The organism is Kitasatospora sp. NPDC114501, from assembly GCF_055633695.1.
The window spans coordinates 21112-33296 of sequence record NZ_JBVKDS010000017.1; the positions used below are offsets into that span (position 1 = coordinate 21112).

The window sequence follows — 12185 nt, forward strand, 5'->3', positions numbered from 1 at the left end:
GTCGAGGTTAGACCGACGGCCCGGGCTTCCCCTTCCGGTGGGGCAGTTCCTCGGCGGCGCCGGTGGCGAAGGCCGCGATCCGTTCCAGCGGCGGGTCCCAGCCCCGGGTGGTGTCCACCAGCAGGCAGGGCGCGTCCAGGGTGATCGGCGCCCAGGACTCGATCGGCCGCTCGCCGCGCGCGATCCGGCGCAGCAGCTCGCCGTCCGCGTGGACGGCGCGCACGGGCGCCTCGGCGGCCCGGCGGGCGATCCGCTCGCGGGCGGCGTCGGGGTGGACGGCGCAGCGCACGACGCGCAGCTCGGCGAGGCCGACGAGCGGTGCCAGACCGGGCCGCCACAGCCGGTCCTGGTAGGCCGCCTCCGCCACGAGGTCGGTACCCGTGCGCAGGTGTCCCTCGATGGTGCGGAAGAACTCCGTGAGGGCCCGCCGGTCCAGGTCCTCGACCGGCGCCTCCCGGGCGGCGGCCATCCGCTCCTTGATCTCGTCCCGGCAGACCGCCGGCCGGCCGAGCGCGTCGGCCAGGGCGTGCGCCAGCGTGGTCTTGCCCGCGCCGGGCGGGCCGCTCACGACGAGCAGGTGGGGGCGTCGGTCGGCGGTCGGGCGCGGGTGCACGGCCGCGAGCGGGTGCGCGGCCGGGCGTCGGTCCGCGGTCGGGGGTGGCGTCATGCCTGGTGAGTCTGCGCGGGCCGGCCGGCGCCCGCCACCTCCCCTGCCGGTGGCCCGCCCGGCCTCCGTCAGGCCCGGCCGCCCGTCAACCCCAGCCCGGCACCGGCGGCAGCGGCCACGCCGGCGGCACGGGCAGCGGCCCGTCCGTCCGCGGAGCCGCCGCCGGCCGGCGCCCCGACAGCCAGCCGAGCAGGGCGTGGCCGGGGCCGCTGACGGTGGGGCCGGCCGGGGCCAGGGGCCATTCGCGGGCGAGGTCGGTGGCCTTCAGCCGGGCGACCGGGAATCCGCGCGCGACCAGCGCGGCCACCGTCGCGTCGAGTGCCCAGGCGACATACCCGGTGGGCCAGTCGGCGGTCGAGTGGCCGAGACCGAGATCGAGGTGGTGGGTTTCGAGCTCCCGCCACGCCCGGTACAGGGTGAACCAGGCCGGGTGCCGCCAGCCCGCGAGCGCGGACACCAGGACGGACCACCGCTCGGCGGGCAGCTCGGCCGCCGCCGCGAACATCCCGTCCAGGCTCCCGCGCAGGTCGGCGACCAGCTCCGCGGCTCCCCGCCCGGCGCCCTCGTGCAGCGCTCGGTCCAGCGCGGCGGCATCGGCGCGCGGCCCCGGCGCGGTGCCGGTCCGGGCCACGGTCAGCAGCCACCCGTACGCGTCGGCGCTGCGGGCGAGGTGGGTGAGGACGTGGGCGCGGCTCCAGCCGGGCAGCGTGGAGGGGTCGCGGGTCTGCCGGTCGGTGAGGGCGCCGACGGTGGCGAGGAGCCGCCCGGCGGAGGCGCGCACCTCGGCGAGCAGCGCGGCGGCCTCGGCCGCGCCGAGACCCGCGGGACACGTCACGGGCGGCGTCACGGGCGGCGTCACGGAGCGGGTCACGGGCGGCGCGCCCAGGCGGAGATCATCGGAGCGGTGGCCAGGTCGAGCCGGCCGGTGGCGACGTTGGCCAGGTGGCGGTCGATCTCCTCGTCCGTGGCGAGCCCCTCCCGCACCAGCGCCCCGCTGATCTGCCGGACCGTCGCGTCCTCCAGGACCGCGCAGGCCGGCGAGGTGATCGGGAAGTACGCGTCGGCCCGGACGTCGACCAGGCCCGCCTCGCGCAACGCCCTGGGCAGCGTCCGCCCGTACGCGAGGTCGGCGCCGTGCCCGGCCATCAGGGTGCGGAAGCCGGTCCGCAACCGGTTGGCGAGGCGCTCCTCGGGCCCGGACTCGTCCGGGCAGAGCAGCGGTTGCAGGGCCGGGTCGGCGTCCTCCAGGAGCAGCCGGCCGCCCGGGCGCAGCGCCCGCACCATCCGGCGCAGGGCCTCGGCGCGCTCGGCGACGTGCACCAGGACCAGCCGGGCGTGCACCAGGTCGAAGCCGCCCGGCGGCGGCGGGTCGGCGGCGACGTCGTGGCGCAGCACCTCGATCACGCCGCCGGCGGCGGGGGCGGCCCAGGAGACGTCGATGTCGGTGGCGACCACCGCGCCGGTCGGGCCGACCCGCTCGGCGAGCCCGAGCGGCACCGACGGGCCGCCCGCGCCGACCTCCCAGCAGCGCATGCCGGGGCCGATCCCGAGGGCGTCGACGTGCCGGAAGGTCACCGGGTCGAACAGCTCGGCGAGGGCGCCGAACCGGACGCCCGCCTCCGGCCGGCGGTTGTCCAGGAGGTAGCCGTGGTCGCTGTCGTGTTCAGCCATGCCGGGATTCTCGCAGGAGGTGGAGCGGCCCTCAGGGCTCCAGGGTGGGGTCCGGGTCGGTGAGCGCCGGGAAGTCGTACGTCACCTTGCCGATGTCGGAGACCAGGTAGCCGCCGTCGGGCTGGCGCTGGAGCCGCAGGCGCGCGGTGAGCCCCCTGGGTCGCTGGGACCAGCCGCCGTCCGCGACGTAGGCGCAGTCGACGGGGACCTCCAGTTCGACCACGTCGCCGGTGAGGTCGTGCGGGTCGAAGCGGCCCGCCACGGGGCGCGCGGTCGCCCCGGTGACCACCGACCAGCCGCGCCGCGCCGTCAGCTCGGCGGGCCAGACCGTTCCGTCCACCGCGCAGGCGTTCAACCCGCCGCCGGAGGCCGCCAGTTGGGGCGTCAGATACCTGCGGACCCGGCTGAGGACGGCCGCCGGGCCGGTGTCGCCCCGGGAGGTGTCGAAGCTGCCCGAGGTGACGGCCCAGGCGATCGCGACGGACTCCGCGTCGTGCTCGTCGACCGTCAGCGGCGGCGTCGCCGCGGTCGGCCGGTCCTTCGGCGGAGGCGGCGGCTGCGTCGGGTCGGCGTCCGGCGCGGAGGCGAAGGTGTAGCCGGCCGGGGCGACGGCGACCGTGGTGCCCGGGATCTCCTTCTCGTCCTGGTCGTAGCAGGGGTTGCACCGGACGCGCTCACCGGAGCCCCGGCCGTAGCCGGTCTCCCAGCCCCTTCCGTGGGTCGACAGCTCGGCGCCCTCGGCGGTCCGCACCCCGGAGATCCGGAACGGGCGGTCGCCGTCCTTCAGTGTCCAGGTGCGGTGCTTGCCGTCGAGCGTGCCCTCGACCGTGAGCACGTAGTCGTAGCTGTGCCGGGCCGCGAGCACGGTCAGGCTGACGATCTCGGGCTTCTGGTTCTCCAGGTACAGGTACCTGTCGGTGAAGTACGGCGCGAACGAGACCGGTCCGGCGGCCCCGATCAGCGCGACCGGGTTCGGGGAGTCCAGGTCGACGCCCATGTCGATCTTCTTGCCCTCTCCCTGTCCGGTGCAGTTCACGACCGTCCCGGGCAGCGGCTCGCGGGGCTCGCCCACGATCGTCGCCCGCACCTGCTCGATCGCCACGGTGTGGCCGTTGCCGACCATCGAGACCGAGAGCGGCGACGCGCCCACGTCCGTGCCGCCCTGCGCGTGCGACCACGTCCGGGCGGCGCCGCAACCGGTGACGGCGGGCAGCTCGGCCGGTTTCACCACCTTGGGGACGACCGCGGTCGCGTCGGCGTCACCGTGCCCGGGGTCGTAGCGGGCGCCGAGCTCCGGCGCCTTGCCGCCGTCCGTCGCAGTCAGCACCCAGTACGTCGTGCCGGCGCCCAGCAGCGCCAGTACGCAGAACACGGCGATCACCAGGCGCAGTCGCGGTCTGCGGCCGCCCATCAGCGAGAGGACGCCGCCCATGAACACGTTGCCGTGGATGGTGCTCTGGTTGATCCTGTTGTGCGTCTCGTGCTTGTGCGTCTCGTGCTGGTCGCCCAATCCACCCACCCCGTCCGACAGGTCCGCGCCCACCACAGTGCTGTTCCCGGCGGACGAAGGGAAGACCGCGACCGAGAACCTCCGGCCCTTTCCGCTTGTTGACGAAAAGTCGGCGAGTGAGCCCGGAAACGCCGCGAAGCGTCGCCAACCTGGCCCGCGGCGGTCACCCGGCTCTCCGGCCGGGGCCCCGTCACGAGCGGCGCGGGATCCGGGCGGTCCGTGACAGCGACACGCAGATGACGCAGGCGGCGGCCCACACCAGGGGGACTGTCCACGGGCTCCACCACATGAGCGCAGGCGAGACGGCCGCGGCCGCCGGCAGCGCGACGGTGACCGGCAGCACGACGTCGCGCCGGTACCGCCTCAGCTGCTCGCCGAGGACCTCTTCGACGATCTCGGCGACGATCTCGGCGACCCGGTCGTCGATGGTGTCCCCGTAGCGCACGAGGAACTGCTCGATGTCGTCGGTCCTGCCGGCCGGGCAGGGACGGCCGGCGGCGTTCGCGTGTCGATCGGTCATGTCCCCACGATGTCGCACGGGGCGGCGCCGGGTCGTCAGCGTGAACCCACCGGCCGGAGGGGGGTAAACCCTACCCCCCGCTGGTGGGCTCTCCTCGCTGCCGACGGGTGGTCGGCTTGGGTACCGTCCCCTTGTCGAACCGAGGCGCGGACGGTGACCTGGTCGCCGCCCGCACTGCCCACGAGAGCGGGTCCGAAGCAGTTGACCGAGAACATCGCCGGCCGTGCCACCGGCAGAGTCCGGACGGAAGCCCGGCCACCCCGCGAGGTGGTGCCGGGCAATCCGCTGCGCGCGCTGGCCTCCCCCGTGCTGTGGCGGGCGTCGATCCACCTGGCACTTGACGGTCTGGTGGCGCTGGCGGGACTGGCCGTGCTGGTCGTGCTGGTCGTCGCCGTCTGCCTGGCGCCCGCCGGCCTGGTGGGCCTGCCGCTCACGGTGGCGGCGGGGTGGGCGCTGTTCCGGCTGGCCGCCGTGGAGCGCACCCGGTTCGCCGTGACCTGCGGGCTGGAGCTCGACGAGCTGCCGGCGCCGGTCTCTTCGTGGCGGTTGGTCAAGTCGCTGCAGTCGCTCGTCCACAACCCCTGCACCTGGCGGCTGATCGGCTACTTCGTACTGCTGATGCCGGTGGCGGTGGTGACCGTGGTCGGGGTGGCGCTGATCTGGGCCGTGCCGCTGACCCTGGTGCTGCTTCCGGCCTACTACCGGGGTCTGCCCGGCGGGCAGGCCCAGCTCGGGCCGTTCGTGGTGGATTCCCTGCCCCGGGCGCTGCTGGTCGCGGCGGTGGCGCTGCTGGTCGGCTCGGTCCTCTCCCCACTGATCGTCAAACTCCTGCTGGCCCTCGACAGAGCGCTGGCCGTCGCACTGCTCTCCCGGCCCCGCGGCATGGAACTGGAACAGCGGATCAACGATCTGACCGAAAGCCGGGCCCGGGTGGTGGACGCCGCCGAGGCGGAGCGCAAACGGATCGAGCGGGACCTGCACGACGGTGCCCAGCAACGGCTGGTGGCGATGTCGATCACCCTGGGCCGGGCCAGTTCGCGCTTGAAGAAGTCCGGCGACCACGAGACCAACGAGCTGGTCGAGGACGTCCGGCGGGAAACCCTCAGCACCATCGCCGAGTTGCGCAACCTGGCCCGTGGCCTGCACCCGCCGGTGCTGACCGACCGCGGCCTGGAGGCGGCGCTCTCCGCCGTCGCCGCGCTGGCTCCGGTGCCGGTGCGCCTCGACGTCCTGGTGGAGCCGCGCCCCTCCGCCGCCATCGAGGCGGTCGCCTACTTCACGGTGACCGAGGCGCTCACCAACGTGGCCAAACACGCTCGTGCCACCCGCGCCTGGGTGGAGGTCCGGCGGGAGGGCGCCCGACTGGACGTTAGGGTTGGCGACGACGGGCATGGCGGAGCCGACCTCGCGGCCGGCACGGGTCTTACCGGTCTGGCGGACCGGGTGTCCGGGGTGGACGGGCGGTTCCGGCTCAGCAGTCCGGTGGGTGGACCGACCGTGATCGAGGTGGAATTGCCATGCGGGTAGTGCTGGCCGAGGACTCCGCGCTGCTGCGCCAGGGCATCGAACTGCTGCTCAGCGAACAGGGTATCGAGGTGGTCGCCGCGGTCGGCGACGGGGAGCAGCTCCTGCGCGCGGTGGCCGAACACCGGCCGGACGCGTGTGTGACGGACGTCCGGATGCCGCCCACCTTCCTGGACGAGGGCCTGCGCGCCGCACTCGCGGTACGCGCCCGCTGGCCGGAGACCGGCGTCCTGGTGCTCTCCCACTACGTCGAGGAGCGGTACGCCATCGACCTGGTCAACACCAATGAGAACGGGGTCGGCTACCTGCTCAAGGACCGGGTGTCGGACGCCGAGGAGTTCGTGGACGCGCTGCGCCGGGTCGCCGCGGGCGAGACGGTCCTCGACCCGGAGGTGGTCAAGCAGTTGCTGGCCGGCAGCCGGCAGCGGGACCCGCTGTCCACCCTGACGCCGCGCGAACGGGAGGTCCTCACGGCCATGGCGGAGGGCCGTTCCAACGCCGGGATCGCGGCCGATCTGGTGATCGGCACGGCGGCGGTGGAGAAGTACATCCGCAGCATCTTCGTGAAGTTCGATCTGCAGCAGGAGGCGGGGGACCACCGCCGCGTGCTCGCCGTTCTGCGCTACCTGGGAGCTTGAGATCAGTACCACACCGATGAAGCGCCGTGGATGCCTCCTCATAGGGCTGGCCGTCCTGGTCGCGGTCGTCACCGTGGCCAGTTGGATCGTGGTCGACCTGCTTCCGGCGCACCACCCGTACAGCGGCGACTGGCAGCAGGACGCGGCCGGCGCCGGCCGGGTGACGGTCCAGGCCGACGGACTCGACGTGACGCTCAGTCAAGACGGCTCCTCCCAGGTCACGGCGGCCATGAGCGGCAGCTACACGGGCCGTGTCCCGCAGGTCTCCGTCACCCGGTCCGGGTCGGACGTCACGGTCACCGCCGGCTGCTCCGACGACTGCTCGGGGCACCTGCGGATCACGGTGCCGGCCGGCCTGGCCGCGCAGGTGAGCACCGGGGACGCCGGGATCCGGGCGAAGGGCCTGACCGGCCGGCTGGATCTGACCACCGGACTGGGCGGGGTGGAGGTGGACCAGTCGTCCGGCCCGCTGACCGTGCGGAGCACGTACGGCCAGGTGACCCTCGCCGACAGCAGCGCCCCGAACGCCGAGGTGACCACCACCGACGGCGCGGTCAGCGCCTCCTTCACGGCGGCACCCGCCTCCCTGAAGGTCACCACGGGCTACGGCGGGGTCGACCTCAAGGTGCCGCACGACGCCACCTACCACGTCGACGCGCAGAGCTCCTGGTCGCCGCCGAGCGTCTCGCTGCCGAACACCGCCACGGACGCGCCGCACAGCGTGGTGGTGAGGACCACGCGCGGCGGCATCACGGTCCACTGACCACGCCCGTACCGCGAACGACGGTGGCGTCCCCGGGTCTCCCGGGGACGCCACCGTCGTTCGGACGATCAGCCGTCGACCATCGAGGGGGTCGGAGCCGCAGATCCCGCAGGCCGGTGTGCGCACCGGCAGCTGCCCGGACCACGGATGCCGGGTGAGTCCTGCGAGGAGGCCAAGCCGGCCGGTACGGCGATGACTTCGTCCGGTCGCTCCTGCCGGGTCCAGGGCCTCGTGGCCGCGGCCGCCGCCGCACTGGCGGCGATCACCCCCACCCCCGTCACGCCCGCCATCGCATCCGGAGTCAGCGCCGTCGCGCAGCCGCAGGCCGCGGCCGCCCCGGCCGACACCACCACCGGCACCACCACCCCGCCCGACGACGACGGCTGGGACTGACAGGTGGGTTATCCGTACCCCGGTTCGTGGGCTGGCCGCGTGTCCGGCCCAGCCGAACTGCTGTTGGCTGGAGGGCAGATGGTCGGTGCGGGGCGGCGCAGGTACACCGCCCCGCAGCACCGCCGTGAACCGCCGGTGGAGGACACCGGCCTTCCCGAGAACGAGGATCCGGCGGCGCGTCGGCCTCCCTCACCGTGGCCGCCTCCAACGGCGGCTTCCACATCCACTGAGCGGGCACCACCGCCCCACGCCGACGACCGACGTTGGAGAAGAAGCATGCGCCACCCCTCCTCACCCCTGCGCGCCCCGTTCGGCAAGGCCGGCGTCTGGGCCCTCGCGGGCGCCTCGGTCGCGGCCGCGGCCACCGCCTGGTGGGTGACCGACTCCGCACCGTACCCCTACACGCAGCACCGGCTACTCGACCTGCCACTGCCGTTCCTGTCCTGGGAGCGGCTGGCCGGGCAGCTCCAGCCGCTGCCGGGCGAGCGGATGCTGGAGATCGGTCCCGGCACCGGGCTGCAGTCGCTCCAGGTAGCGCCCCGGCTCGGCGCCGACGGCCGACTGGACATCGTCGACATCCAGCAGGAGATGCTCGACCACGTGATGCGCCGGGCCGCCGGGTCCGGCCTCGACACCATCGCCCCCACCCTGGCCGACGCGCGCGAACTTCCCTTCGACGACGCCACGTTCGACGCCGCCTACCTGGTCACCGCGCTGGGCGAGATCCCGGACGTCCCCGCCGCCCTGAGCGAGCTGCGCCGGGTCCTCAAGCCGACCGGTCGCCTGGTCGTCGGCGAGTTCTTCGACCGCCACCAGATCCGCCCGGCGGCCCTGGGTCGGCACGCCAACGCCGTCGGCCTGCACGTCATCCGGCAGTCCGGACCGGCCCTGGCCTACTTCGCGCTGCTTCGGCCCTGCACCTCGGGCTCCGACGGCCGGCCGCACGCCGGTGCCGCGGACCGGTGTGCGGCCGCCATCGGCTCCTGATCGGGACTGGAGAACCATCGTGAACGATCCCGGCATCCGGCGCGCGGCCGAGAGCGAGTGGGGCCCGCTCTACCGCCGGGCGCGCGCCCGGCTGCGGGCCAGGGGCGCCGCAGCACTGACCCTCACCGTGGTCTCCAGCTGCCTTGTGCTGCTGTTCGCGGCGGTCGACGAGTCACCGAGCGGGGCGGCCTTCGTCTCCCGGATGGGCGAGGTCCGGGCCACCGAGCCGTGGGACGTCGCGCTGCTGCGCTTCCCGGTCTCGATATTCGTGCCGGCCCTGGACCTGCCGGTCTGGGGGGCGCTGGCCCAGGTGTTCGTGGTCTTCGCGATCGCCGAGCTGACCCTCGGCCCGTGGCGCACGCTCGCCGTCGGGTACACCTGCTCGCTGGTGGGCACCTGCTACGCGCGCTTCGGGGTGTCCCGGCCGCCCGGCCACCTGCTCCACCTGCCCGCCGCGTTCGCCGAGGTCCGGGACACCGGGCCGTCGGTGGCCGTGATCGGCCTGGGCCTGCTGGTCGCCTGGCGGTTCGGGGCGCGCTGGACCGCGCTGGGCGTGGTGCTGCTGACGGCCGCGATCACGGCGGTGGACCCGTCGCTGGCGGGCTACGAACACATGGCGGCGCTGGTGACCGCCGCCTTGCTGCTGCTCGCGGACGGGGCCGCCCGCAGGCTGGCCGCCCGCGGTGCGCACGGCTCCGCCGCCGTGGCACCCCGGCCGCGGTGACCTGACCGGCGACCGGGGCGGCGCCGCCGCGCCCACCCCGGATCGCGCCGGTCGGCCCGTGTCACCGTGCCCACCCCGGATCGCGCCGGTCGGCCCGTGTCATCCGGCCAGTTCCGCCCGCAGCGGGCGGGCGGGCGGAACTGGCCGGGCGCGGCCACAGGAGGCGGACCGGCGGTGCCGCACCGCGGAGATCACGCCGGCTCGCCCCCGGCCAGACCCGCCCGGTCCGCCCGCCCCGCCCGGGCGGGCCCGACGGCCGCCCCCGGATCGCCCACCAGGTAGCCGTCCAGCAGCGCCCGCCCGGGCAGCCGTCCGGCCAACTCCCAGGCCAGCATGCGGTGCAGGCCGTCGAGGTGGACCAGACCCGACCGGACCTCCAGCGCCCCGTAGTCGGGGTGGTCGACCGGGTCGGTGCTGAGGAACAGGGGCGTGAACGGGGCCCACCGCAGCAACCGCAGCTTCGCCGCACAGACCGGGTTGGCGGCGCTCCAGGCGGCTCCGCCGGCCCGGATCCGCTCGGCCGCCTCGGCCACCGTCGCCCCGCAGCGCGGCACCAGTTCGAGCTCCCCGCCCTCGCTGAGGTGCCAGGGCAGCACGATGCCCAGGACGTCCGCCCGGGAGAGCCGGATCCGCCACCAGCCACCGGGGATCCGGTCGGCGCGTTCGAGGTTCTCCACCGCGTACCGGTTGCTGTTCGCCTCGTGGGCCCGCTCCACCGGGTGGTCCCGCAGGTAGGCGTCGCGGACCTCGGGATAGGCGACGGCGGTGACGATCTCCACGGCAGTACGCTCCTGCTCCTCAGACGACGGTTCCGGTGGGTCACAGGCGCCTCGGCCGCCACGGCTGGACCGCGGCCACCACGAAGAGGCACGCGTCGATCACGCAAAGTAGTCCGCCCCAGGAGTATGAACCCGTGCTCGCGTCCACGACAAGGCCGGTGCCGACGCGTGGACACCCACCCGCCACCGTGCCGTTCGGCTCCGGAACCCGCCCCACGGGGAACGCCGGGCCGTTCGCGCCCCGGTGATTCGCCGCCGCAACAGCGGATGCGGCACAGTGAGGTCATGAACGCGGGAGCCAGGAGTCAGCAGACGGCCGGACCGGTCAGGCGTCGCCCGGTCCAGCAGCGCAGCCTGGAGCGGTACGGCCGCATCCTGGACGCCTGCGCCGGGCTGCTGGACGAGGTCGGGCCGACCGCGCTCACCACCAAGGAGGTCGCGCAGCGCGCCCAGGTGCCGATCGGCACCCTCTACCAGTTCTTCGCCGGCAAGGAGGACCTGCTGGCCGCGCTCGCCACCCGCAACCTGGACCACTACCTCCAGCGCCTGGACGCCCGGCTGGCCGCCGCCGCACCGGTGGACCCCGCCGTCTTCACCGACCTCGCGGTGGAGGAGTTCGTCGCGATGAAGCGCGCGGTACCGGGCTTCGGCCAGCTGGACTTCGGCCTGGCCGGACCGGCCGTCCCCTCCGGCGTCCAGAACGACCGGCACCTGCTGGACGCCGGGGTGGACAACAACACCGCCGTCGCGCTGCGGCTCCAGGCGCTCGGCGGCGAACTGTTCCGGGCCGGCGACCCGACGGCCACACTGACCCTGCGGGTGGCGCTGGAAGCCGCCGACGCGGTGCTCAAACTGGCCTTCCGGGAGGCCCCGGACGGCGATCCGGCCCTGATCGCCGAGTGCAAGCGGTTGGTCCGCGGCTACCTCGCGCAACAGCCGTCCGTCCGCTGACGCCCGGCCCCGCGGGTCCAGGTCGTCCCGCCGGCCCGAGGCGTTGCGAGCCCGCCGCACCCGCAGCACAGTGGATAGCGAACGGCCGCGGAGGCGGTCGCCGCGCACGACCGGAGGAGCAGACCATGCACGCAGCGGTAGGTGACCAGCTCCATATCCACAGCAGGTCGGTGGGCATGGTGGACCGGAAGGGCGAGATCGTCGAAGTGCGCGGCACCGACGGCGAGCCGCCGTACGTGGTCCGCTTCGAGGACGGCCACGAGGGTCTGATCTACCCCGGCCCCGACTGCAACGTCGAACAGCGCCAGGCGGGGCGCTGACCCACACCCCCGCCGCCCCGCGCGCCCCCCGTGCGAGGTGGTGAGGAGCGGTGTCCGCCCCCGCGACCCCGCTGCCCGGGGCACTCGCCGGGCTCGCGCCACTGCTGGACCACTACGGGTACCTCGCGGTGGCGGTGCTCGTCCTGCTGGACAACTGCGGCATCCCGGTGCCCGGGCAGACCGTCCTGGTGCTGGCCTCGGTGTACGCCGGCACCGGGCACCTCGACTTCGCCTCGGTGCTGCTGATCGCGGCCGGCGCCGCCGCGCTCGGCAACACGCTCGGCTACCTGATCGGCCGCACCGGCGGGCGCGCCTTCGTCCACCGCTGGGGCCGCTACGTGCTGCTCACCCCGGCCCGGATGGAGCGCGCGGACGGTTTCTTCGCCCGGCACGGCGGCAAGGTGGTCACGGTCGCCCGCTTCGTGGACGGGCTGCGCCAGTACAACGGGATCATCGCCGGGACCACGGAGATGCCCTGGCGCCGCTTCCTGCCGTACAACCTGCTCGGCGCGGCGCTGTGGACGGCGGTATGGGGCACCTTCGGCTACCTCGCCGGCGCCAACATCGGCACCGTCTACCACACGGCGCTGCGCTACCAGGTCTGGTTCGCGGTCGGGCTGGGCGTGCTGGTCGCCGCCTTCCTGCTCCGCCAGGTGCTGCGCTACCGGCGCCGGCGACGCTCGGACGGCGACGCCGACACCGACACCGGGTCAGACGCCGGCCCCGGGTAGCCGCGGG

Annotated in this window: 15 protein-coding genes; 9 read left to right on the forward strand and 6 right to left on the reverse strand. The window is 74.6% G+C overall.

The features are described 5' to 3' along the window. Nucleotides 1-7: 7 nt before the first annotated feature. The 5 genes from ACZ7RU_RS28705 to ACZ7RU_RS28725 all read right to left on the reverse strand — a co-directional run bounded on the left by ACZ7RU_RS28705 (nt 8) and on the right by ACZ7RU_RS28725 (nt 4368). Complete coding sequence (locus ACZ7RU_RS28705; RefSeq protein WP_470343870.1) at nt 8-667, reverse strand: P-loop nucleotide/nucleoside kinase family protein; 660 nt, start codon at nt 665-667, stop codon at nt 8-10. 85 nt (nt 668-752) lie between these two features. Beyond that, nucleotides 753-1502: a maleylpyruvate isomerase family mycothiol-dependent enzyme gene (locus tag ACZ7RU_RS28710; RefSeq protein ID WP_470343871.1), complete on the reverse strand. Its 750-nt coding sequence runs from the start codon at nt 1500-1502 to the stop codon at nt 753-755. Between the two features lie 32 nt (nt 1503-1534). Next, complete coding sequence (locus tag ACZ7RU_RS28715) at nt 1535-2338, reverse strand: methyltransferase domain-containing protein (RefSeq protein WP_470343872.1); 804 nt, start codon at nt 2336-2338, stop codon at nt 1535-1537. 31 nt (nt 2339-2369) lie between these two features. After that, nucleotides 2370-3848, reverse strand: coding sequence for a hypothetical protein (locus ACZ7RU_RS28720; RefSeq protein ID WP_470343873.1), 1479 nt, complete (start codon nt 3846-3848; stop codon nt 2370-2372). 190 nt (nt 3849-4038) lie between these two features. Further along, entirely contained in the window at nt 4039-4368 is a 330-nt protein-coding gene (locus ACZ7RU_RS28725; protein WP_470343874.1) for a hypothetical protein, read from the reverse strand. Between the two features lie 201 nt (nt 4369-4569). On the opposite strand from ACZ7RU_RS28725, the gene ACZ7RU_RS28730 reads away from it, so the two are divergent. From ACZ7RU_RS28730 to ACZ7RU_RS28755, 6 genes are all read left to right on the forward strand, one after another. Beyond that, the gene (locus tag ACZ7RU_RS28730) at nt 4570-5895 is read left to right on the forward strand and encodes a sensor histidine kinase (protein WP_470343875.1); all 1326 of its coding nucleotides are present in this window, start codon (nt 4570-4572) and stop codon (nt 5893-5895) included. Further along, complete coding sequence (locus ACZ7RU_RS28735; protein WP_470343876.1) at nt 5886-6530, forward strand: response regulator transcription factor; 645 nt, start codon at nt 5886-5888, stop codon at nt 6528-6530. Before ACZ7RU_RS28730 ends, ACZ7RU_RS28735 begins: the two co-directional genes overlap by 10 nt. A 16-nt stretch (nt 6531-6546) precedes the next feature. Beyond that, nucleotides 6547-7293: a DUF4097 family beta strand repeat-containing protein gene (locus tag ACZ7RU_RS28740; RefSeq protein WP_470343877.1), complete on the forward strand. Its 747-nt coding sequence runs from the start codon at nt 6547-6549 to the stop codon at nt 7291-7293. A gap of 147 nt (nt 7294-7440) precedes the next feature. After that, nucleotides 7441-7686: a hypothetical protein gene (locus tag ACZ7RU_RS28745; protein WP_470343878.1), complete on the forward strand. Its 246-nt coding sequence runs from the start codon at nt 7441-7443 to the stop codon at nt 7684-7686. Between the two features lie 276 nt (nt 7687-7962). Then, nucleotides 7963-8673: a class I SAM-dependent methyltransferase gene (locus ACZ7RU_RS28750; RefSeq protein WP_470343879.1), complete on the forward strand. Its 711-nt coding sequence runs from the start codon at nt 7963-7965 to the stop codon at nt 8671-8673. Nucleotides 8674-8692: 19 nt separating this feature from the next. Further along, nucleotides 8693-9397 carry a hypothetical protein gene (locus ACZ7RU_RS28755; protein ID WP_470343880.1) on the forward strand — a complete coding sequence of 235 codons (705 nt, stop codon included), beginning with the start codon at nt 8693-8695 and terminating at the stop codon, nt 9395-9397. Nucleotides 9398-9588: 191 nt separating this feature from the next. Here the strand turns inward: ACZ7RU_RS28755 and ACZ7RU_RS28760 are convergent, their stop codons facing one another. Then, nucleotides 9589-10176: a DUF6309 family protein gene (locus ACZ7RU_RS28760; RefSeq protein WP_470343881.1), complete on the reverse strand. Its 588-nt coding sequence runs from the start codon at nt 10174-10176 to the stop codon at nt 9589-9591. 285 nt (nt 10177-10461) lie between these two features. On the opposite strand from ACZ7RU_RS28760, the gene ACZ7RU_RS28765 reads away from it, so the two are divergent. The 3 genes from ACZ7RU_RS28765 to ACZ7RU_RS28775 all read left to right on the forward strand — a co-directional run bounded on the left by ACZ7RU_RS28765 (nt 10462) and on the right by ACZ7RU_RS28775 (nt 12178). After that, nucleotides 10462-11127: a TetR/AcrR family transcriptional regulator gene (locus ACZ7RU_RS28765; RefSeq protein ID WP_470343882.1), complete on the forward strand. Its 666-nt coding sequence runs from the start codon at nt 10462-10464 to the stop codon at nt 11125-11127. 125 nt (nt 11128-11252) lie between these two features. Continuing rightward, nucleotides 11253-11447: a DUF1918 domain-containing protein gene (locus tag ACZ7RU_RS28770; RefSeq protein WP_470343883.1), complete on the forward strand. Its 195-nt coding sequence runs from the start codon at nt 11253-11255 to the stop codon at nt 11445-11447. A gap of 50 nt (nt 11448-11497) precedes the next feature. Beyond that, nucleotides 11498-12178 carry a DedA family protein gene (locus ACZ7RU_RS28775; protein ID WP_470343884.1) on the forward strand — a complete coding sequence of 227 codons (681 nt, stop codon included), beginning with the start codon at nt 11498-11500 and terminating at the stop codon, nt 12176-12178. Nucleotides 12179-12185: the final 7 nt, after the last annotated feature.